The 22,574-nt window shown below is 34.8% G+C and carries 17 protein-coding genes and 1 pseudogene; 8 read left to right on the top strand and 10 right to left on the bottom strand.

From position 1 onward, the window contains the following. Window positions 1–9: 9 nt before the first annotated feature. The 6 genes from Bra60_RS03480 to Bra60_RS03460 all read right to left on the bottom strand — a co-directional run bounded on the left by Bra60_RS03480 (window position 10) and on the right by Bra60_RS03460 (window position 6,048). The gene (locus tag Bra60_RS03480; protein WP_078698077.1) at window positions 10–1,599 is read right to left on the bottom strand and encodes a BID domain-containing T4SS effector; all 1,590 of its coding nucleotides are present in this window, start codon (window positions 1,597–1,599) and stop codon (window positions 10–12) included. A 168-nt stretch (window positions 1,600–1,767) separates the two neighbouring features. Next, the gene (locus Bra60_RS03475) at window positions 1,768–3,417 is read right to left on the bottom strand and encodes a BID domain-containing T4SS effector (RefSeq protein ID WP_078698076.1); all 1,650 of its coding nucleotides are present in this window, start codon (window positions 3,415–3,417) and stop codon (window positions 1,768–1,770) included. 132 nt (window positions 3,418–3,549) lie between these two features. Then, window positions 3,550–5,226: a BID domain-containing T4SS effector gene (locus Bra60_RS03470; protein WP_078698075.1), complete on the bottom strand. Its 1,677-nt coding sequence runs from the start codon at window positions 5,224–5,226 to the stop codon at window positions 3,550–3,552. A 27-nt stretch (window positions 5,227–5,253) separates the two neighbouring features. Continuing rightward, entirely contained in the window at window positions 5,254–5,421 is a 168-nt protein-coding gene (locus Bra60_RS07140) for a hypothetical protein (RefSeq protein ID WP_153300856.1), read from the bottom strand. Further along, window positions 5,422–5,730: a type IV secretion system protein VirB3 gene (locus Bra60_RS03465; RefSeq protein WP_035006340.1), complete on the bottom strand. Its 309-nt coding sequence runs from the start codon at window positions 5,728–5,730 to the stop codon at window positions 5,422–5,424. Next, window positions 5,731–6,048, bottom strand: a complete 318-nt coding sequence (locus Bra60_RS03460; RefSeq protein WP_078698074.1) for a TrbC/VirB2 family protein — start codon at window positions 6,046–6,048, stop codon at window positions 5,731–5,733. A 375-nt stretch (window positions 6,049–6,423) separates the two neighbouring features. Between Bra60_RS03460 and Bra60_RS03455 the strand changes: the two genes are divergently transcribed. Further along, window positions 6,424–7,164 (top strand): hypothetical protein, encoded by a 741-nt coding sequence (locus Bra60_RS03455; protein WP_078688622.1) that lies wholly within the window; start codon window positions 6,424–6,426, stop codon window positions 7,162–7,164. A 220-nt stretch (window positions 7,165–7,384) separates the two neighbouring features. Here Bra60_RS03455 and glnA read toward each other — a convergent pair whose 3' ends face one another. From glnA to uvrA, 3 genes are all read right to left on the bottom strand, one after another. Further along, on the bottom strand, window positions 7,385–8,794 hold the full coding sequence (gene glnA / locus Bra60_RS03450) for a type I glutamate--ammonia ligase (RefSeq protein ID WP_078698073.1): 1,410 nt from the start codon (window positions 8,792–8,794) through the stop codon (window positions 7,385–7,387). A 56-nt stretch (window positions 8,795–8,850) separates the two neighbouring features. Further along, on the bottom strand, window positions 8,851–9,189 hold the full coding sequence (locus Bra60_RS03445) for a P-II family nitrogen regulator (RefSeq protein ID WP_078688621.1): 339 nt from the start codon (window positions 9,187–9,189) through the stop codon (window positions 8,851–8,853). Window positions 9,190–9,470: 281 nt separating this feature from the next. Continuing rightward, the gene (gene uvrA, locus Bra60_RS03440; RefSeq protein WP_078688620.1) at window positions 9,471–12,383 is read right to left on the bottom strand and encodes an excinuclease ABC subunit UvrA; all 2,913 of its coding nucleotides are present in this window, start codon (window positions 12,381–12,383) and stop codon (window positions 9,471–9,473) included. A gap of 258 nt (window positions 12,384–12,641) precedes the next feature. On the opposite strand from uvrA, the gene ssb reads away from it, so the two are divergent. From ssb to Bra60_RS03405, 7 genes and pseudogenes are all read left to right on the top strand, one after another. Then, complete coding sequence (gene ssb, locus Bra60_RS03435; RefSeq protein WP_035006333.1) at window positions 12,642–13,130, top strand: single-stranded DNA-binding protein; 489 nt, start codon at window positions 12,642–12,644, stop codon at window positions 13,128–13,130. A 239-nt stretch (window positions 13,131–13,369) separates the two neighbouring features. After that, a complete protein-coding gene (gene gyrA, locus Bra60_RS03430; protein WP_078688619.1) occupies window positions 13,370–16,144 on the top strand; it encodes a DNA gyrase subunit A in 2,775 nt (924 codons plus the stop codon). Window positions 16,145–16,177: 33 nt separating this feature from the next. Beyond that, window positions 16,178–16,684, top strand: coding sequence for a pantetheine-phosphate adenylyltransferase (gene coaD, locus Bra60_RS03425; protein ID WP_035006330.1), 507 nt, complete (start codon window positions 16,178–16,180; stop codon window positions 16,682–16,684). Further along, window positions 16,681–17,286 carry a peptidylprolyl isomerase gene (locus tag Bra60_RS03420; RefSeq protein ID WP_174377792.1) on the top strand — a complete coding sequence of 202 codons (606 nt, stop codon included), beginning with the start codon at window positions 16,681–16,683 and terminating at the stop codon, window positions 17,284–17,286. Before coaD ends, Bra60_RS03420 begins: the two co-directional genes overlap by 4 nt. Window positions 17,287–17,290: 4 nt before the next feature. Beyond that, window positions 17,291–17,803 carry a peptidylprolyl isomerase gene (locus tag Bra60_RS03415; protein WP_078688618.1) on the top strand — a complete coding sequence of 171 codons (513 nt, stop codon included), beginning with the start codon at window positions 17,291–17,293 and terminating at the stop codon, window positions 17,801–17,803. 399 nt (window positions 17,804–18,202) lie between these two features. Next, a pseudogene (tgt, locus tag Bra60_RS03410) lies at window positions 18,203–19,320 on the top strand (tRNA guanosine(34) transglycosylase Tgt). 447 nt (window positions 19,321–19,767) lie between these two features. Further along, window positions 19,768–20,955: an MFS transporter gene (locus Bra60_RS03405; RefSeq protein ID WP_078698072.1), complete on the top strand. Its 1,188-nt coding sequence runs from the start codon at window positions 19,768–19,770 to the stop codon at window positions 20,953–20,955. A gap of 237 nt (window positions 20,956–21,192) precedes the next feature. On the opposite strand, the gene Bra60_RS03400 is transcribed toward Bra60_RS03405, so the two are convergent. Next, window positions 21,193–22,407, bottom strand: a complete 1,215-nt coding sequence (locus Bra60_RS03400) for an NADP-dependent isocitrate dehydrogenase (RefSeq protein ID WP_078688616.1) — start codon at window positions 22,405–22,407, stop codon at window positions 21,193–21,195. Window positions 22,408–22,574 lie beyond the last annotated feature (167 nt).

The following is a 22,574-nucleotide window of genomic DNA, read 5'->3' as shown; positions in this document are numbered from 1 at the left end:
CTTACATTTTTAGAGGGTTACAAATTGCGTTTGTGGATTTTTAGGTTGCAATATGTTCAAAATTTTATTGACTTTATTAACAGTTTCTATAAGCATTTTCGCTTTATTTACTGATATACCAATACTTGCAGAAAGTTCTTGATAATTAGAATTATACATCTTTTGATGTTCTTTTTTTGATAAACGCAAAGTAATTTGACGTATGAAATGATTCATTTCTATATAAGTTTCAGGAGAGGAACGCAAAGCATTTAATTGCAAATTTATAGACAAACTAAGTATATCTTGTAATTTTTTGCTAGGCATCTTTACTGTTTGTAAAAGACGTCTTCCTTTTGCTTTATGTTCTCTCATAATTGTACATCTAATATTTGATACTTTATCTGCATAATTAAATATTTCATTACCAAGTATTTTAGCATTTTGTTCAGAGATTTTATATTTTTGACTTTTGATACGCCCAATTTTTCTACCCTTTAGCCGACCAATAGATTTAGGAGAATTTATAATCCGTTCAGAAAGCTCTCTGCTCATTTTAGGATTTGCATTAATATGACTTATATCTTGTTCTAGTATTTCGGGATTATTGTAAATTAATTTTGATAACGCTCTAATTTTTTCTAAGCTTTTTTGAATACAAGCATCATTTTCAATTTTTTCAATTACCTCTTCTTCCTTTAAAGGAGGTAATTGTTCTGCTGGGATGAGAAATTGACCTAAATTGTTATTTATTGAAGCTATAAAGGTAAGCTCATCATTAGGTTTTAATGCCTTAAGTTGTTCTGGTGTAAAATAATCTTTACAGCATAAGATATATGAATCCACCGTTTCGATCGTAATAGAGTTCAAATCACTGTTTCTGTAAACACCGGTATAAGCAACATCTTCACGTGCTATCATCACAATTTTATTATCCAGACTTTTGCGTCTACTCCCAGATTGGGGGTAGATAGCTTCTCGTAAAAGATGTACTTTTTCTAGATTGAGGATATCTTCGAATAAATGCCGCATTGCTTCATAATTTGCATTCTTAGGCATTGCATTACTACAAGCATGTATCATGCGTTGTTTGGTCACAACTGAAAAATCAAGCTTATGGCCTGCAGCTTCTGCGAGTCTTTCAAAAAATATTCGTTGCGCACGTCCATTTCCATCTTTGAATGGATGTATATAGTTAAGAAAGGAAAAAAGCTTTGTTGCTTCATCGACGAATTCTTCACGCGATAAGCCCCGTAAATTATTTTTTTCAGAAAGCATTTTATCAAATTCTTGAAAGCTTTTTTCAATTTTGTAACCAGTTAAAAACGTATCTTCATGATCTGATGTTTTTACTATGTGCTGTTTGGCAGTTGTGCCATCTGCAAATTTAAATACATGACCCCGAATACACCCAGCCCACTCGAATGCGTTCTCAAATAAGCGTTCATGAAGATATTTTAGATAAGAAGAATTAAATTCCTCGGGTGATGGCTCCTGGCGCAGAGCAATCATTACTTTTTTTATATCACGAGAACACTGTTTGCGTAATTCTCTATTATTTGTTATTCCGTATTTGTTTTTTAACACTTCAGTATTAGGATAATAATAACCAGAGTACATAGTTTATCTTTTTTATTAATTTTTGTAAAATAGAAGAATGCTTTTGGTTTTTATATTCTTTTGATATTATACACTCGTTAAAAACAATTTTTCTTTATTTATAAAATAGCCATTATCACAGAATTTTTTCCTATCCATACAAAAATAGAAGTAAAAAAACCTGTATTTTCAAACGGCCATAGCCATTATTTCTGAACAATCAACTTTAATTTCTTCTTTGATCTTTTCAAATTGTTTACGCAATTTTGCGCTTTTGTTAACAGTTTTTATAATTGTCATTGCGTGCTTTTCTGATGTACCAATGCTTTCGGCAAGTTTTTTATCATTATAGTCACAGATGTAATCTTTCTCTCTTGCTGAAAGACGAGAATTGACTTCATCTAGAAAGCCGCAAAGCTCTTCGTAAAGAAGAGGAGAGGCCTCTAAGGCATTTTTTTGCTCATCCTTTGGCAAATTAAGAATATCTTGTATTCTTTTACTAGCTTTTTTCACCACTTGCCCAACACGCTTTTGATCTTTTTCAAATTCTAGAGAAATTTCATCTTTAACATTTTTCACAATTTCCCCATGTTTTTCAATCTCTGAAGTGAGTTTTTCAATATTTCTTTCAGCTATCCTACGTTTTGGACTCCTTATACCAAATACTTTAAAACCAGCTAGCTTACCAAAAGCTTGAGGAGATTTTCTAATCTGTTCGGAAAGCTGTTTACTTGTTTCAGGATATTTACGAATACACATTATCTGTTCGTCTAATACTGTTATGTCTCTATAAACAAACTTTAAAAAATAATCAATTTCCTTTTGGCTTTCTTTAATACAATTAGTACGTGAAACTTTTCTGATTATTTCTTCTTCCTTTAAAGGAGCCATTTTTTCTGCTGGAATGAGAATTTGATCTATATCTATTGGAACTGTAACGGTACACACACCACCAGATTTTAATGTCTTAAGTTGTTCCGGTGGAAAATAATCTTTAACGCATAGAACATGAGAATCCGCTGTTTCAATTATAACGGAATTTACAGTACTTATTTTACAAATACCTGTATAAGTAACACCTTCCTTTGGCATTATAACATATTCATCATTCAAACGCTCGCGCTCCAATCTAGGTATGCGTTGAATAAAATCCTTTAAAACAATTATTTTTCGGGGATCAGAGATATCTTCAAACAGAAGTTTCATCTCTTTATGAGCCCCATCACCCTCTAGAGTCATTGAATCAATACAGGCACGCATTATACGTTTCTCTGTCGCAGCTGAAAAATCTAGTTGATGACCTGCAGCCTTAGCAAGTTTTTCAAAAAATATTCGTTGTGTAGGCTCATTACCAGCTCTGAAAGGAGCTATAGAGTTGAGAAAAACAAAAAGTTTCGCAGCTTCATCAATAAACTCTTCACGAGATAAACCTTGCAAATTATTCTTTGAAGCAAGTAGTTGATCAAATTTCTTTAAGCTTTCTTGAATGTTCTTACCCTGTACATAAAAAATATCTGAGTCTGGAACTCTCATCATTGGCATTTCAGCAACAGTGCCATCATCAAACGTAAACGAAAGATCACGAGTATATCCAGCCCATTCAAATGTGCTCTCGAATAAGCGTTGATGGATATATTTTAAATAAGAGGAATCAAATTCTTGGGGCAATGGTTCCTTATTTAAATCGATCATTACTTTTTTTGCATAACGCTCACATTCGTATGCAAGTTTTTTAGCACTCATTATATTATGTTTATTCTTTAATACTTTCATGTGAGGATAAGCATAATTACGAGCTAAAGATATAGCTAAAGATATATCAGTATCAGAAATTACCATTTTTTACTGTAGTCCTAAAATTAACTATTGCATCATAATTTATATTTTTTTTGACCTACGCCATATTACAACCCCTCTTGTGGATTATAGAATAGAAATATGTTTTTATTTTGTTATAAAAAAGCTTGTATTTTAAACGGCTACGGCCATCTGTATAGACTTATTCACTTTCAATTGTTGAAGTTGTCGATACATTTTTTTTACTTCATTAACAGTGCTTATAAGTATTTTTGCTTTATGTTCTGACATACCAATACTTTCAGCGATTTGTTTATAATCACCTTCTCTGAATGCTTGAGATTCTGTCTCTGAAAGACGAGATTCAAATTTAGTCAAAAAGGAAATAAGCTCTTTTTGGATCTTAACACAATTTTCTACATTTAAGGCTTGTGATTTCTCATTTCGAACCACGCTAAGGATATCTTGCATTAGCTTACTAGGCAGTCTTATTTCTTGTGAGAGGCGTTTTTGTTCTATTACATGATTTCTAATGATTATATTTTTAATAATTTGTACGGAACGCATATAATTTTTAATTTTTTGACTAAGCGGTGCAAGATTGTCTTCAGCTATTCTGCGTCCTGGAGTTCTTATACCCAATATTTTAAAACCAGCAAGTTTAGCAATAGATTCAGGATCATTTAAAATTTGTTCAGGAATTTTTTTACTTACTTCTTGTCCTTTATTAATTACATCAATACTTGGATCTAACGCTTTTGAATTTCCATAAACAATTTGTGATAAATTCTCAATTTCTTTTCGATTGTTTTGAAGTTTAATATGATTCTCAATTTTTTGAAGAATTTTTTCTGACGTTAAAGGAGGTATTTTTTCTGCTGGGATGAGAATTTGATCTAAATCTTTATTTATTGAAACTGTAAAAGTAATCTCATCATTAGGTTTTAATGCCTTAAGCTGTTCTGGTGTAAAATAATCTTTACAGCATACCATGTAAAAGTCTACTGTTTCAACTATAATAGAATCCGCGTTACTAACCTTATAAAGACCTGTATAAGTCACACCTTCACGTGGTGTTATGATAATTTGATCATCCAAAAAATTACATGCATGCTCATTATTAGACACAGCATTTAAATAATCCTTCAAAATGCGTCTTTTTTCTGGATTAGAGATATCTTCGAACAAATGCTGCATCGTTTCATAATTTGCATTACCTTCTACAGGTATCGCATCATTGCAAGCATGTATCATGCGTTTTTGAGTCGCAACTGAAAAATCAAGTTTATGGCCTGCAGCTTCAGCAAGTCTTTCAAAGAAGACTCGTTGTGCAAGCCCATTCCCATCTCTAAATGGATGTATATAGTTGAGAAAGGAAAAAAGCTTCGTTGCTTCATCAACAAATTCTTCACGCGATAAGCCTTGTAAATTATTTTTTTTCGAAAGCACTTGATCAAATTTATGTAAACTTTTTGGAACTGCTTTACTCTTTTTAAAAAAAGCATTTGAATTTGGTATTTGCATCTTTGAGATGTTAGCAGCTACGCCATTTTTAAATTTAAATGTAAGATCACGCGTACAGCCAGCCCATTCGAACGTATCTTCAAATAAACATTTATGAATATGTTTCAAATAAGAGGAATTAAACTTATTTGGTAGAGCTTCTTGACGCAAACGAATAATCGCTTGCTCTGAATGATACGCGCTCTTTTCATGAAGAGCTTGAGAATTCTTTATTCCATATTTATTGATTAATACATCACTGTTAGGATAAGTATAATCACAACCAAAAGAAGGCAAATCTTTTCTTTTTGAAGGCTTTAAAATTACTCTTAAAGATTTTTTTCTCATATTGCTCAGAGCTAATTATATTGAAAATTAAGAATATCCTTTGATATCTGCAGTATCAAAATTGATTCCTTCGATAGAAATCACTGTCATCAAGCAACGGGAGTCTAATGCAATCACATGCTGATTGACATGACGAACATAAGGAATAAATTCCTCAGGTAGAGATTCCCGTTTCATCACTGACAGTTGTCTCACTTATTTTAGCTCCTTGTATGTACGGACAAGACGGAGAGGAGACGTAGATCCTCCACCCCATCTTGTCAGGTTTTTTTGTTTCCCTCGAGTATTGAGCCACGCGAATAAAACACGAAATTGGTTATGATCGCGTTTTGTGATTTCGCGTAAAATAAAATGCAAACCAACTCCAAGACCGATCATTGAAAAGCTGCTTGTTATGATAAAAAGAGTAGATGTTGCCATGACATTTAAGGCCATTGCTTCTACGGTAACACCTGCAAACATCGCTGGTCGTGTGCAAGCAAGAAAAAGAGTATCTTCATTCATTTATGATGAACTCCCCATTAATAGCGTAACAAGAGCCGAAGCACCAAAAACAATACCAATACCAAGAACACAATATGCTGCTTTGCGTAAATCAATAACACCATACATCCAACCAATACCCGCAGCGGCAACACAGATCGTTGCAATGAGCTTCGCTGTTGTCCCTGTCATCATTGTAACAATATTCCGCAAAACCGTATCAAGATTTCCCATACCGGCAGCAGCAGAATTAGCATACGCAGGGGTTAACACTGCAAACATTGATAAAAGTAGCGCAAAAGCGATATAATAAATATGCTTAGATATAATGTTTGGCATTTAATCTCCTCTTCAGAAAGAATATTGATTACAAACTGACATCATATTACTTTTACAAATTTAAAAACCTTAAAACTACAGGCCTACAATTTTAAGATTCTTTAATCGCAAGTGTTCTACTAAACTATCACAAAAATTCTTTACTAGAATTCCCCGACTAAGAGACAGAAATTAATCAAATCTATAACCAAAAAGCCTAACGTAGATATTGTTATTTTATCAAAATGACAATATCAAGAGCGTAAAATAATGTTTTTCTTTGCAAAATGTGTTTAATTTGCAACAAATGCTGTTGAGACACTTTCTTTAAGATCTAGGAAAAAAGCAGAGATGCATAAAAAATTATAGGATATAGAAACAATAAGGATTGGGCAAATGCGATTTAAATCGATTATTCTTGTCTACATTATCTGCTCTATAGGAATATGGATAATAAGCCAAAACCATTACAAAACAGATCTAGATATTCTCGAACCATTAAAAATGCAAGAAAACCAAGATACAATGGAGATCAAGATCGAACAAAATAAGCACTATGAAACAAGTGTGCCAAAAAAATTAGAAGAAAATGACCCAGGTCTCAATTGGATCAATAGCGATTCAAATAATCATGAAGGTGTGTTTAATGGTATCGCATCTGTGACTAGTGGTGTCACATTTAAATTAATAATTCCTGCTGAACAACCTCAGCATAAACCTATCGTCCGAAATATTCACTTATATGGTGTAGATACATGTGCACCCCGTCAAAAAGCAAAATTAGATAATCAAGAATGGCCATGTGGAGCTGTCACAACAGCATGGCTGGTCACAAAAACTCTAGGACATAACTTATCTTGTAAACAAGCTGTTATAGAAAAAGAAACTCACTATGCTCAGTGCTTTGTGCAAGGAGTCGATCTAGCAGAAATAGGGCTTGCAGAAGGCATGCTGATCCTATCAAAAGACAATAAACATTCAGTTCCAACAACATATTTAAGTGCTGAACAAAACGCCTATAACAATAAAATTGGCCTTTGGTCTAGCAACTTTACTGAGCCTATACAGTGGCGCAAAAAGTATGGAACCTATAACCCTTCCGATAACTACCATCAGTTCATGTCTGAATCAAAATAAAATGCAGAAATATTCCATTAAACTTCAAAATACAAAAATAAACCAAACATAATTTTTGAAAAATAGTCTAAACGCGTAATGATAATAATCTTCTCATCGCTAGTTTCAAATGATCTCCTAATAAACATGCCTTATAAAAATCTATTTGATAGAAGGATAATCCTCTAATGAGAATGCTCTAGCATTCCATCACAATCAAACAAAAATTTTCATTCTTATATTAAACAGAATAATACATATCAAATTCAACGGGATGAGGGGTTGTTTCATAGCGCAGAACTTCTTTTAGCTTTAATTCAATAAAGGAATTAATTTGGTCATCATCAAAAACATCGCCAGATTTAAGAAAATCGCGATCTTTATCAAGAAATTCAAGTGCTTCGCCTAGGCTTCTAGAAACTGTAGGAATGTCTTTGAGCTCTTTCGGTGGCAGATCATAAAGATCTTTATCCATAGCTGGACCAGGATGTATCTTATTCTTTATACCATCTAGACCAGCCATAATAAGCGCTGAAAAGGCCAAATATGGATTCGATGATGCATCCGGAAAACGAATTTCTACACGTTTTGAATGCGGTGAAGCACCAAATGGAATACGACATGCTGCAGAACGATTGCGTGCAGAATAGGCAAGAAGGACAGGGGCTTCATACCCAGGAACTAAGCGTTTATAAGAATTAGTTGATGGGTTTGTGAAAGCATTGAGTGCTTTTGCATGCTTGATAATACCACCAATAAAAAATAAACAAGTCTCTGATAGCCCAGCATATTCATTACCTGCAAATATTGGTTGTTTATCTTTCCAAATTGATATGTGGATATGCATACCTGAACCGTTATCACCTAGAATTGGTTTGGGCATAAAGGTTGCTGTTTTTCCATAACTATTGGCGATTTGATGTACGGCATATTTAAAAATTTGCATTTTATCAGCTTCACGAACCAGTGTATCAAATCGAATACCTAATTCATGCTGAGCTGCAGCTACTTCATGATGATGTTTTTCAACATGTACACCCATATCCTTTAACGCAGTAAGCATTTCAGAACGCATATCTTGGCAAGAATCAATAGGAGGGACTGGAAAATAACCACCTCCCATGCGTGGGCGATGACCAAGATTGCCCATTTCATATTCAGTATCATCATTTGACGGATTTTCACTTGAATCAAGTTTAAAACCTGTATTGTAAGGATCAATTTTATAGCGTACGTCATCAAAAATAAAAAATTCAGCTTCTGGTCCTATATAAATTGTATCACCGATCCCTAAAGATTTCATATAAGCTTCAGCTTTTTTAGCAATAGAACGTGGATCTCTATGATAGAACTCTCCTGAAACAGGATCAAGTACATCACATAATATGATCAAAGTCGATTGAGCAAAAAAAGGATCAATGTGAGCTGTTTCTGCATCTGGCATTAAGACCATATCGGATTCATTAATTGCTTTCCAACCAGCAATTGAAGAACCATCAAACATAACACCGTCGGTGAATGTATCTTCGCAAATTTCAGCAATATCCATTGTAACATGATGCAATTTGCCTTTTGGATCAGTAAAACGTAAATCAACAAAGCGTATATCATTATCTACAATTTGTTTAAGAATGTCTGAAACGGTTGTCATATTCAATTTCCTTATTGGATTGAGGTGAATAGAAAATATAAAAATTTTATAGATATTTAAAGAGCATCAATGCCAGTTTCACCAGTTCGAATACGAATGACGTCATCGATAGGTAAAACAAATATTTTTCCATCTCCTATGTTTTTTGTTTGAGCTGTTTTACGGATTGCTTCAATTGCTTTCTCTAGGATTTCATCAGGAACAACCACTTCAACTTTGACTTTAGGTAAAAAATCAATAATATATTTTGCACCTCGGTAAAGCTCTGTCTGTTCTTTTTGGCAACCAAAACCTTTTGCCTCCGTTATTGTGATACCTTGTAGACCAATTTCTTGAAGCGCTTCTTTTACTGCATCAAGCTTAAAAGGTTTTATGATGGCTTCAATTTTTTTCATACTGAGATTATCTCCAATGATTTTATTTTATTAATTTATATATCATTATACTATATTTACGATTACGATAATGAGATGTATCAAAAAAGTACTTTTTCACGAAAAAATCAAAAATAAGGCATTTTATTCTTATTAGAAATAACTATATTGCATTATAAAATGTAGCGCTATTGTTTTATAGGATAAAAAATATAAAATTTATAAAAGATAATAATGGTGTAAATTAAGGCGTTATTTTTTATTAGTGCTTTATTAGATAATTGATAATTTTGTGATTTATTTTAAAATTTTAAATTATGTAAAGGTCGACGTAGCAAGAGTTCTTTTAGAAATTTACCAGTATAAGAACAAGGGACATTAATAATGTCTTCAGGGCGGCCGACAGCAACAATCTCACCTCCATTATCTCCACCTTCTGGCCCCAGATCAATAATCCAATCAGCTGTTTTTATGACTTCAAGATTATGTTCAATGACTATAACTGTATTACCTTGCTCGACTAGTTCATGGAGTACTTCAAGAAGCTTAGAAATATCGTGAAAATGTAAACCAGTTGTTGGTTCGTCTAAGATGTAAAGTGTGCGCCCGGTTGTTTTGCGTGAAAGTTCTTTAGCGAGTTTTACACGCTGAGCTTCACCACCAGAAAGTGTTGTGGCTTGTTGCCCGATTTTAATATAACCAAGACCAGCTTTAACAAGGATGCCGAGTTTGTTGTGAATAGAAGGAATAGCTTGAAAAAAATCTTCTGCTTTTTCAACTGTCATGTCAAGTATATCAGCAATGGATTTACCTTTAAATTTCACTTCAAGTGTTTCTCTATTGTAGCGTTTTCCTTGGCATACATCGCAAGTAACATAGACATCAGGTAAGAAATGCATTTCGATTTTGATAACACCATCTCCTTGACATGCTTTACAACGTCCTCCTTTAACATTAAATGAGAAACGTCCAGCTTGATAACCGCGAGCTTTTGATTCCGGGAGTTCTGCGAACCAATCGCGAATTTGAGTGAAAATGCCAGTATAAGTTGCTGGGTTGGAGCGTGGGGTACGTCCAATAGGTGATTGGTTGATATCAATTACCTTATCAAGAAACTCTAGTCCTTCAATTTTATCGTAGCTTGCTGGGATTTGATGGCTTCCCATGATATGACGTGATGCCGCTTTGAAGAGGGTTTCAATAAGAAATGTTGATTTTCCTCCACCAGAAACACCAGTTATGCAAGTAAAAGTTCCGAGAGGAATATTTACATTGATATTTTTCAAATTATTACCTCTGGCTCCAATTACTTTAAGTGTTTTTGATTTTGATATTTTGCGTCGTTGAGTAGGAAAATTAATTGTCATTTTTCCTGAGAGATATTGACCTGTAAGTGAAGATGGATTGTTTATAATTTTTTGTGGGGGGCCTTGAGCTATGATTTCTCCACCATGGACGCCTGCAGCAGGACCAATATCGACAATATGATCCGCGGTGAGAATAGCATCTTCGTCATGCTCAACAACAATGATTGTATTGCCAAGATTGCGTAGATGACATAGCGTCTTTAAAAGACGTTCATTATCACGTTGATGTAAGCCAATGGATGGTTCATCTAATACGTATAAAACTCCTGTGAGACCAGAGCCAATTTGCGAGGCTAGTCTAATACGCTGACTTTCTCCACCTGAAAGTGTACTTGAAGCTCTGGATAAGGTAAGATATTCGAGTCCCACACGGTTCAAAAATGTTAAGCGCTCACAGATTTCTTTTAAAATTCGTGCTGATATATTGCGCTGTTTTTCATTGAGATATTGATGAACGTTGGAAAACCAATGACTTGCTTTTAAAATGGAAAGTTCTGATATTTGCCCAATATGCATTCCATGGATTTTGATAGCAAGTGCTTCTGGTTTTAAACGGTAACCATTACAAGTTGGGCAGAGTGAAGAAGATATATAAGGTTCAATGTCTTCATGAAAATGTGTAGAATCTGTTTTTTTCCATTGTTGCTCCATGTTTGGAATAACACCTTCGAAGGTTTTTTTTGTAGTGTAAGACTGTACATCATCTTCATAGAAAAAGGAGATCTCTTTTTTTGTTCCATATAAAATAGCGTGTTGTGCTTCATTTGAGAGCGTGGACCACTTATCTGTGAGCTTAAACCCATAAACCCTTCCTAATGCTTCTAAAGTTTTATGATGATAAGATGAGGATGATTGGGACCAAGGAGCAATAGCTCCAGCTTTTAAAGTAAGATTTTCATTTGGTATGATTTTTATCGGATCGATTACTTTTTTTGTACCAAGTCCATCACAAGCAGGGCAAGCGCCAAAAGGACTGTTGAATGAAAACAAGCGTGGTTCAATTTCAGGAATTGAGAAACCAGATATAGGACAAGCAAACCTTTCTGAAAAAATGAGTCGTTTGTGGGTTTCATTTGTTGATTTATTGAAAGATCCTTTTACAGTTTCATTTTCTGTTAAAAGCTGATCTGCCATTTCAGCAATTACAAGCCCGTCTGCTAATTGTAAGCAAGTTTCTATACTATCAGCTAGTCGAGCAGTAATATCATTACGCACGATAATGCGGTCTACTACTACATCTATATCATGTTTATATTTTTTATTAAGAGGAGGTATATCAGTTATTTCATAAAATTTTCCATCAACTTTTGCACGTTGAAATCCTTTTTGTAAAAGTTCTGTTAGTTCTTTTTTATATTCACCTTTTCTTCCTCTAATTAAAGGCGCCATAATAAAAATGCGAGTACCTTCTGGAAGTGTCATAATTTGGTCAACTATTTGACTCACTGTTTGGCTCTCAATAGGGAGGCCCGTAACAGGTGAATAAGGGATACCAATACGAGCAAAGAGCAGGCGCATATAATCGTAGATTTCAGTGACAGTACCAACTGTTGAACGAGGATTGCGGGTGGTTGTTTTTTGTTCAATGGAGATAGCAGGGGAAAGTCCATCTATTTGATCGACATCTGGTTTGTGCATCATTTCCAAAAACTGGCGTGCATAAGTGGAAAGGCTTTCAACATAACGACGTTGGCCTTCAGCGTAAATTGTATCAAAGGCTAAAGATGATTTCCCTGAACCGGAGAGACCCGTTATGACAATGAGTTTATCACGGGGGAGGTCAAGATTAATATTTTTTAGGTTATGTTCACGTGCGCCGCGAATAGAGATATATTTTTGATGAGACATATTAATCCTTGGCACATATTAGCAAAACTTAAATCATGAATATGAAATAAGATTATTTTTTGAAAATTACAATGTGTTCAATTGCTGCATTTAGAAAAGAATGCAGACTTTGGTAAATGAAGAAAGTTAAGGTAGTAGTTTAGTTAAGGTAGTAGTTTAGTTAAGGTAGTAGTTTTTTGTGTTTTATGTAAAATAAACTATACGTTGATGTTCGATTTTGTTATAATATAAATGGTTTGAAATTGTGGAGTTTATACAATGGCTGGGAGCCTTAATAAAGTTATTTTAATCGGTAATCTTGGTGCAGACCCTGAAATTCGTCGATTGAATTCTGGTGATCAGGTAGCAAATTTACGTATTGCTACTTCAGAGAGTTGGCGTGATCGCAATACGAATGAACGTAAAGAGCGGACAGAATGGCACAATATCGTTATTTTTAATGAAAATCTGATTAAAGTTGTTGAGCAATATTTAAAAAAGGGAAGTAAAATTTATATTGAAGGTCAGTTGCAGACACGTAAATGGCAAGATCAAAATGGAAATGATCGTTATACAACGGAGATTGTTTTACAAAAATACCGTGGTGAACTACAAATGCTTGATAGCCGTGGGGTAGGGAGTGGAGAGCAAATATCCAATGTGAATCAGTCAAGCAGTGGTTTTGATCAAAGAGATGATTTTGATCAGAAAAATACTCAATTAGAAGGAAATTTTTCACATCAATTGGATGATGATATTCCTTTTTGATACCTTTAGTAGCGATATTCTATTTCAGAAGTATTTGTATATTTTATCATATATGTTTATTTTACTTTTTATTGAGGAGCGTGCGCGTTATTCATTGCATATACGATTTTTAATAAAAGAAAATAACGTATTGAAAATTATCATTAAATGTTTACTTTTTGTAAAGAGCTGAATTAGCATTTTGCAATTTTTTTCGATATAAAAGATCAAAATGATTCTTTTTTGAAAGTATTGAAGTTGTGACCGATCTTACTACACAATCAGAACATGATGTCCTGACTGGTATTGAACCAGTTAGTATTATTGAAGAAATGCAACGCTCTTATCTCGATTATGCGATGAGCGTTATTGTATCGCGTGCATTACCTGATGTGCGCGATGGTCTTAAGCCTGTTCATCGGCGTATTCTTCATGCGATGAATGAAATGGGGCTTTCTTTTAATAAATCTTATCGTAAGTCAGCAGGTGTCGTTGGGGAAGTTATGGGGAAGTTTCATCCCCATGGTGATGCTTCAATTTATGATGCATTGGTGCGTATGGCACAGGATTTTTCTTTACGAAATCCATTAATTGATGGACAAGGAAATTTCGGTTCTGTGGATGGTGATCCTCCTGCTGCAATGCGTTATACAGAGTGTCGTTTAGAAAAAGTTGCAGAAGAACTTTTAGCTGATATCGATAAAGAGACGGTTGATTTTCAAGATAATTACGATGGACGTGAGCGTGAACCTATAGTTTTACCAGCACGTTTTCCTAATCTTTTAGTTAATGGATCAGGTGGGATTGCTGTAGGAATGGCAACCAATATTCCTCCACATAATCTTGGTGAAGTCATTAATGGATGTATTGCTTTAATTGACAATCCTAATATAACACTTGATGAAATAATTGAAATTATTCCTGGTCCGGATTTTCCTACAGGTGGTATTATTCTCGGTCGTTCAGGTGTTCGTTCAGCTTATGAAACAGGACGTGGTTCAATTATTATGCGTGCTAAGGTTGATATTGAAGAAATTCGCAATAACCGACAGGCAATTATTGTAAGCGAAATTCCTTATCAGATTAATAAAGCAACGATGATTGAGAAGATAGCTGAATTAGTACGCGATAAGCGCATCGAAGGAATCTCTGATCTGCGTGATGAGTCTGATCGTGATGGATATAGGGTTGTTATTGAACTTAAGAGAGAAGCTGTTGCGGATATTGTTTTGAATCAACTATACTGCTATACGCCATTACAAACTTCTTTTGGCTGTAATATGGTCGCGCTGAATGGGGGAAAGCCTGAGCAAATGACGTTGCTTGATATGCTTCGTGCTTTTGTTTCTTTTCGTGAAGAGGTGGTCAGTCGGCGCACAAAATATCTTTTGCGTAAGGCGCGTGAGCGTGCGCATGTTTTAGTTGGCCTTGCTATTGCGGTTGCAAATATTGATGAAATTATAGCATTAATTCGCACAGCACCTGATCCTCAGACGGCGCGTGTACAGTTAATGGAGCGGCGTTGGTTGGCAGCTGATGTAGCATCTTTAATTAAGCTTATTGATGATCCTCGTCATATTATCCATGAGGATAACACATATAATTTATCTGAAGAACAAGCTAGAGCTATTCTGGAGTTACGTTTACAGAGGCTTACTGCACTTGGACGTGATGAAATTGCTGATGAGTTAAATAAAATTGGGGTAGATATTACAGATTATCTTCATATTTTGTCGTCACGTTTACGGATTATGGGCATTGTGAAGGATGAACTAAGTACTCTTCGCGAGGAATTTGTGACTCTCCGGCGCACTGTCTTTGGTTTTGGTAATGCTGAGATGGACAATGAAGATCTAATTGTGCCAGAGGATATGGTGGTAACGGTTAGCCATAGTGGTTATATTAAACGTGTACCTCTCAATACATATCGTGCTCAGCGTCGTGGGGGTAAAGGGCGTTCTGGTATGTCCACAAAGGATGAGGATTTTGTAACGCGCTTATTTGTGAGTAATACACATACACCCGTTCTTTTCTTTTCATCACGAGGGATCGTTTATAAAGAAAAGGTTTGGCGTTTGCCTATTGGTACACCGCAGTCGCGTGGGCGCGCGTTGGTCAATATGCTTCCTTTACAGGAAGGAGAGCGTATAACAACAATTATGCCATTGCCAGAAGATGAAGCAAGTTGGAGTGAATTAGATGTTATGTTTGCAACAACTCGTGGAACAGTACGCCGCAATAAATTATCGGATTTTATTCAGGTAAATCGTAATGGTAAAATTGCCATGAAACTTGATGACGAAGATGAAATTTTGTCTGTAGAAACTTGTACAGAGCGTGATGATGTTGTTCTGACAACAGCCAATGGACAATGTATTCGTTTTCCAGTCATTGATGTTCGTGTTTTTGTGGGACGTAATTCGGTAGGGGTACGTGGTATCAATATGGTTGATGGTGATAAGGTTATTTCTATGACTATTTTAGAGCATGTTGAGGCAACGTCAGTGGAGCGTTCTGCTTATATTAAACGTGCAATTAATGAGCGACGTTCTGCTGGTGCGGATACGGAAGATGTTGTAATTGTTGATGAAGATGAAGATGAAGATGGAGATGAAACAGAACTAACAGATGAGCGTTATGCAGAGCTTGCTGCTCGTGAACAAATGCTTTTAACAGTTAGTGAGTTTGGATACGGAAAGCGATCTTCTTCCTACGAATTTCGTATTTCAGGGCGCGGTGGAAAGGGGATTCGCGCAACTGATCCAAATAAAACTGTTGAAATTGGTAAGCTAGTAGCAGCCTTTCCAGTAGAAGCGCAAGATCAAATAATGCTGGTTTCAAATGGAGGACAACTTATTCGAGTTCCTATTGAGGGGATTCGTATAGCTGGTCGTTCTACAAAAGGAGTAACAATTTTTAATACAGCAAAGGGTGAAAAAGTTGTATCGGTTGAGCGCATTTCTGATCCTGAGGATGATGCCAATCAATTAGATGATGACAGTGAAAAACATTCTGGTATGGTTGATATTAATTAAGATAAATAACTCTAAAATCATCGGAAAAAATAGATGACAGTTGCTCTTTATGCAGGATCTTTTGATCCTATTACAAATGGTCACCTTGATATTTTGCGAAGTAGTTTAGTTTTAGCTAATAAAGTGGTGATGGCTATTGGTATACAAGCTATAAAAAAGCCATTTTTTAGTTTTGAAGAGCGTGTTGATTTAATTGCACAAGTGAGAAAAGATATATTGAATATAGGTTCTGATCGGTTACAAGTTATTTCATTTGACAATCTCCTTATTGATAAAGCGCGTGAAATTGGTGCTTCATTTCTTATTCGTGGATTGCGTGATGGTACTGATTTTGATTATGAAATGCAGATGGCGGGAATAAACGAAATGATGGCTCCTGAGTTGCAAACGATTTTTTTACCAGCAAGTATTTCTAGCCGTATGATAAGCTCTACATTGGTGCGTCAAATTGTCACTATGGGAGGAGATATTACGCCTTTTGTTCCTCCAAATGTTGCACAAGCTTTGTATTCAAAATTTAAATCTCAAAGGGAAGAATGATTGTGTTTTTTAGAATTTTTACTTTTTTAACATGTTTTTTTTACTTATTTTCATTTAGTGCTGCTGCAGATGAGCATAATATTCTTGTTTTATCTCTTAAAAATGGTGATGTAATTATTCAGTTGCGACCAGATCTTGCACCAAAACATGTTGCTCGAATTAAGAAACTAACAGAAGAAGGTGCTTATAATAATGTCGTATTTCATCGCGTTATTCCTGGTTTTATGGCTCAAACTGGTGATGTGAAATTTGGAAAAAAAGATAGTGTTGATTTTGATCTGAAAAATGTTGGTAAAGGTGGTTCAGACTATTCTAATTTACCAGCAGAGTTTTCAAAGCAACCTTTTAAACGTGGTGCTGTTGGTATGGCTCGTTCACAAGATTTAAATTCAGCAAATTCTCAATTTTTTATTTGTTTTGATGATGCTACTTTTTTAAACGGTCAATATACTGTTGTTGGAGAAGTTGTAAAAGGAATGGAAGTTGTTGATAAAATTAAAAAAGGAACTGCAGATAATAATGGGTCTGTAACAGATCCTGATGTTATTAATGCTGCTTATTTACAAATTGAGAAAAAAGTAGAAGTAGAAATAAAGGAATGACGCTATGGTCGAGCCTAAAGATCCAGAAAATACTTTAATTCTTGAAACAACAAAAGGAGAAGTAGTAATTGAGCTTTTCTCTGATTTAGCTCCTGCTCATGTTACACGTATCAAAGAACTTGTGCGTGAGGGCGCCTATGATAATGTTGTTTTTCATCGTGTTATTGACGATTTCATGGCTCAAACTGGTGATGTTCAGTTTGGCAAAAAAAATGGTCAGAAATTTAATTTGTCACGTGTTGGTATGGGTGGTTCAGATAAACCCGACTTAAAAGCAGAGTTTTCAAATCTTCCTCATAAACGTGGGACAGTTTCTATGGCACGTAGCCAGAATCCAAATTCGGCTAATTCGCAGTTTTTTATTTGTCTCGCAGATGCTCCTTGGCTTAATCGTCAATATTCTATATGGGGACAAGTGCTTAAAGGTATGGAAAATATTGATAAAATTAAGCGCGGTGAGCCTGTTGTAGATCCAGATGCAATTATTAAAGCTACAATTGCTGCAGATGCCAAATAATAGAGATGTTATGTAACATTTTTTGCAATTTTACAGCATGAAGTCTGCATATAAATAACGTCTTTTCGTGCAGAAAGAGTTTTGAATGTTGAGATTTCAAAATAGAAAATTGTACTAGAAACTTTTTTATCTAGGTAAAAATATATTTTTCATAAGATTTTTATCATTTTCTAAAGATTTTCAATTAAAAGAGGGTTATTGGCTAGTATCATAAAATATTAGATATTTTTTATTGCACTCAATAATTTTTTTATTTTATTAATCGTTTAATAGCTGATTTTTTTGACTAGTTTTAGTGTTAGTGAATAAAAGAGATCCATAATTTGTAGCTGCAGTAAAGAAGCCATTGCTTTTATTTTAGTAGTGATATGGGATCCTGAAATTAAAAAGATAAAAATGATGATAAAAGCATTTCACTATGAAAAAAATCTCAAGATGGATATGCTCGCCAAGGCGAAATTATAACAGGACGAGGACGTATTCGCACACCTGCATTTATGCCAGTTGGAACGGTTGGAACCGTTAAGGCTATGTATATAGACCAATTACACGCTCTTGGTGCAGATATTATTTTAGGTAATACTTATCATTTGATGTTACGACCGGGAGCTGAGCGTGTTGCGCGTTTAGGAGGATTGCACAAATTTATTCGTTGGTCTGGGCCTATTTTAACGGATTCTGGTGGTTTTCAGGTTATGTCTCTTTCGGGGATATGTAAGATTACGGAGCAGGGTGTTATTTTTCGCTCTCATATTAATGGGGCCTATTACGATATGAGTCCAGAACGTTCTATCGAAATCCAAGGTCTTCTTGATTCTGATATTCAAATGCAGCTTGATCAGTGTATTGCATTACCGGCATCAGAGAGAGAAATAGAAGCTGCTATGGAACTTTCATTGCGTTGGGCACAGCGTTGTAAAAAAGTTTTTGGTGATCAACCAGAAAAAGCAATGTTTGGTATTGTTCAAGGCGGAGATAATATGAAATTACGTGAACGCTCTGCTCAAGCATTAAAAGAAATGGACTTGAAAGGCTATGCTATTGGAGGGCTTGCGGTTGATGAGCCTCAGGATGTTATGACCGCTGTTCTAGATGTTACTTGTTCAATTTTACCGGAGGATAAGCCTCGTTATCTCATGGGTGTAGGGATGCCAGATGATATCTTAAAAAGTGTAGCTCGAGGGGTAGATATGTTTGATTGTGTTATGTCAACACGTGCAGGCCGTCATGGCTTAGCTTTTACTCGTTTTGGAAGAATTAATTTGCGAAATGCACGTTATGCAGAAGATCCAAATCCTCTTGATCCACAGTAGCCTTGTTCTGCTGCACGTGATTATAGTTGCGCTTATTTGCATCATTTAATCAAATCTGGTGAATCTCTTGGAGGCATGTTGTTGACTTGGAATAATCTTTTTTATTATCAGCAACTTATGCAAGGTATTCGTGATGCTATTCAAGCAGGACGTTACGCCGACTTTTGCTCCGATACAGTAGCCTTATGGATGCAAGGACAATAAGGTCCGTAAAGAAAATTGTATTAAAAAAAGATATTCATATAGCTCTTTTAGGGAATATAAATGGCTACCTTAAGGTAAATATGCGGTGTGGTTATTTATTTCTCTATGATATACTCTATCGAACAAAAATTATTGCTCCGGCACGCACTACCTGATCCGGAGAGAAGCAGTTTATTTTCTGTTTCTAATCACTATCTAAATTAACAATGTTAATTCTAAGTTAGTAAATCCTTAAAGAAGTATGAAAATTACCTTTTTAATATGCTTTTTGTTTATTTTTATAAAACATCATGAAAGTAAAACGTAAAAGTTGTATATTCTTTTTGTTTCAAGAAATTGCTTTTGATATTAAAAACGTATTATTTGCTCATTTTACAGCATATTTAATAGAATAATATTTAGTGTAAAAATAATAAGACAAAGATTTTCTAAGGATAAAATTCTTTCATGTCTTTTAGAATTGATTTTAAAACCAAGCATTTGGGCATTTTAGCTCTTGCAGTAGGAAGCTTTGCTATTGGTACTGCTGAGTTTGTTGCAATGGGTTTACAACCGGAGATGGCGCGTAGCTCACATGTTAGTATTGCTACAGCCGGACAATATATTTCTTCTTATGCTTTAGGAGTTGTGATTGGAGCACCTATTTTAGCTATCGTAACAGCTAAGCTGCCACATAAGGCTATTTTGATAGGGTTGATGTTTTGTTATGCTTTAGCGAATATTATTAGTTCATTTTTTTCTGTCCTTAACGTATTGGTAATCTTACGATTTATCAGTGGTCTTCCACATGGCATTTATTTCGGTATTGCAACTATGGTCGCCTCTTCAATGGTAGAAAGAAATGAACGGTCAAAAGCTGTTGGTAGTGTTATGCTTGGTTTGACAATTGCAACAGTTATTGGAGCACCGAGTGCAACTTGGATTGGTCAACTTGTTGGTTGGCAGTTTGCATTTCTTCTTGTAGGTATTATTTCTTTGATGTGTTGTTTTCTTATTTGGAAATTTTTACCTTCTGTTTCTAACATTACTAAAACAAGCATTTTAAACGAATTAAGTGCATTAAAGAAAAAAGAAGTATGGTTTCTTTTGGCGATGGTTTCAATTGGTGCATCAGGATTATTTTCTGTTTTTACGTATATTAAGTCAACATTGCTTTATATTTCTAATGTTTCTCTTGAATGGGTACCATTTATTATGCCATTGATGGGATTGGGAATGGTTGTGGGTAATATTTTAGGTCCTAAATTTGCAGTTAAGATTGGTTCTTCAGCAACGATATTTTTTGCTATGCTTTGGAGTACATTCGTTTTTTTTCTTTTTTTCTTTTTATCATATACTCCGCTAACAGCAGCATTAGGATGTTTTCTTATTGGGACTTCTTTTGCATCTATGCCTTCTATACAAGCAAAAATCATCGATATTGCTATGCCTGCACAGATGTTAGCAAGCGCTTTGATGCAATCTGCTTTTAATATTGCGAATGCTATTGGAGCGGAATTTGGAGCATGTATTTTGAAATTAGGCTATAGTTATGAACACACAGCTATCCTTGGAGGTATTTTAACTTTGTGTGGATTGCTGATGTTCTGTTTTTTGTGGCACATGGAAAAATATAATCAGTATTTTCCTAAGTAAAGTTGAAAAGATTTTTAAAGTTATTTTAGCCTCTTATATATAAGCGTAGGAATCATCAAAAGAGAGCAGCATAGTAGTGACTTCGATAAAAAATAACACGGCACAGATAATAAAAAGTATTCATATAGAGAAAGATTGCTGTTAGAGCGAATCATAGAATTTGTATTTGAACGATTTAATAATTTATAGAAAAAACTCAAAGTTTTCTATTTAGAAAACTTTGAGTGTGGAATGATGCTAGTGAGTCATTTCTTTTTTTAGGTTTTCATTAATTTTATCAAGAAATCCTGTTGTGGATAGCCATTTTTTTTCGGGACCGATTAAAATAGCGAGATCTTTTGTCATGAAACCTTCTTCAACAGTATTAATACAAACTCTTTCCAATGTAGTAGCAAAGTTTTTTAATTTTTCATTATTATCAAGCTTAGCACGATGTGTTAGTCCACGTGTCCAAGCAAAAATAGAAGCAATAGAATTTGTTGATGTTTCTTTATTATTTTGGTGCTGACGGTAATGACGCGTTACTGTACCATGAGCAGCTTCTGCTTCAACAGTTTTACCATCTGGTGTCATCAGAACAGAAGTCATTAGACCAAGAGAACCAAATCCTTGAGCAACGATATCTGATTGAACATCACCATCATAATTTTTACATGCCCAAACGTAACCACCTGACCATTTAAGCGCAGAAGCCACCATGTCATCGATGAGACGATGCTCATAATATAATTTACGATTTTCAAATTCGGTTTTAAATTCTGAGTCAAATATTTCTTGAAAGATATCTTTAAAACGACCATCATAGGCTTTTAAAATAGTATTCTTGGTCGAAAGATAGACAGGGACATTGCGTTGAAGTCCGTAATGAAAGGACGCGCGGGCGAAGTCGCGAATTGATTCATCAAGATTATACATTGCCATTGCAACTCCTGCACTTGGAGCATTAAAGACATCATGTTCAATAATTTGGCCATCATCGCCAACAAATTTAATACTTAATTTTCCTTTATTCGGAAATTTGAAATCTGTTGCTTTATATTGGTCGCCAAAAGCATGACGTCCGACAATAATTGGTTTTGTCCAACCTGGAACGAGACGTGGAATATTTTTGCAGATAATAGGCTCACGAAAAATAACACCTCCTAAAATATTGCGAATTGTTCCATTTGGTGATTTCCACATTTTTGTTAAATTAAATTCTTTAACACGTGCTCCATCAGGAGTAATGGTTGCACATTTCACACCGACTCCATATTTTTTGATTGCATGAGCAGAATCAATTGTTATTTGATCGCTAGTTGCTTCTCTATTTTCAATGGAAAGATCATAATATTTAAGATCAATATCGAGATAGGGATGAATGAGTTTATCTTTAATATACTTCCAGATAATACGAGTCATTTCATCACCGTCGATTTCGACAATGGGGTTTGTCACTTTAATCTTTGCCATTAGGAGTCCCTTTATTGTATTGAAATAATATTTTTCCTATAGCACTTTCAGATCCATGATGGAAATTAAAAACAGAAATCTAGAAAAAGCTTTTTGTATATATAACTCAGTTTTTATTTTAAATATTTGTTCTTTTAATTCTTCCTTTTTATTTTGAAATCTTTTTA

The organism is Bartonella sp. Raccoon60 (genome assembly GCF_002022585.1).
GTDB lineage: Bacteria > Pseudomonadota > Alphaproteobacteria > Rhizobiales > Rhizobiaceae > Bartonella > Bartonella rochalimae.
The sequence above is the reverse complement of the archived record's forward strand: the minus strand, read 5'-3'. Positions and strand labels throughout refer to the sequence as shown.

Bases quoted from the DNA above. Each gene is read 5' to 3' on its own strand.
- Bra60_RS03480 (WP_078698077.1), bottom strand. From the start codon at position 1,599: ATGTACTCTGGTTATTATTATCCTAATACTGAAGTGTTAAAAAACAAA.
- Bra60_RS03475 (WP_078698076.1), bottom strand. From the start codon at position 3,417: ATGGTAATTTCTGATACTGATATATCTTTAGCTATATCTTTAGCTCGT.
- Bra60_RS03470 (WP_078698075.1), bottom strand. From the start codon at position 5,226: ATGAGAAAAAAATCTTTAAGAGTAATTTTAAAGCCTTCAAAAAGAAAA.
- Bra60_RS03465 (WP_035006340.1), bottom strand. From the start codon at position 5,730: ATGAATGAAGATACTCTTTTTCTTGCTTGCACACGACCAGCGATGTTT.
- Bra60_RS03460 (WP_078698074.1), bottom strand. From the start codon at position 6,048: ATGCCAAACATTATATCTAAGCATATTTATTATATCGCTTTTGCGCTA.
- Bra60_RS03455 (WP_078688622.1), top strand. From the start codon at position 6,424: ATGCGATTTAAATCGATTATTCTTGTCTACATTATCTGCTCTATAGGA.
- glnA (WP_078698073.1), bottom strand. From the start codon at position 8,794: ATGACAACCGTTTCAGACATTCTTAAACAAATTGTAGATAATGATATA.
- Bra60_RS03445 (WP_078688621.1), bottom strand. From the start codon at position 9,189: ATGAAAAAAATTGAAGCCATCATAAAACCTTTTAAGCTTGATGCAGTA.
- uvrA (WP_078688620.1), bottom strand. From the start codon at position 12,383: ATGTCTCATCAAAAATATATCTCTATTCGCGGCGCACGTGAACATAAC.
- ssb (WP_035006333.1), top strand. From the start codon at position 12,642: ATGGCTGGGAGCCTTAATAAAGTTATTTTAATCGGTAATCTTGGTGCA.
- coaD (WP_035006330.1), top strand. From the start codon at position 16,178: ATGACAGTTGCTCTTTATGCAGGATCTTTTGATCCTATTACAAATGGT.
- Bra60_RS03420 (WP_174377792.1), top strand. From the start codon at position 16,681: ATGATTGTGTTTTTTAGAATTTTTACTTTTTTAACATGTTTTTTTTAC.
- Bra60_RS03415 (WP_078688618.1), top strand. From the start codon at position 17,291: ATGGTCGAGCCTAAAGATCCAGAAAATACTTTAATTCTTGAAACAACA.
- Bra60_RS03405 (WP_078698072.1), top strand. From the start codon at position 19,768: ATGTCTTTTAGAATTGATTTTAAAACCAAGCATTTGGGCATTTTAGCT.
- Bra60_RS03400 (WP_078688616.1), bottom strand. From the start codon at position 22,407: ATGGCAAAGATTAAAGTGACAAACCCCATTGTCGAAATCGACGGTGAT.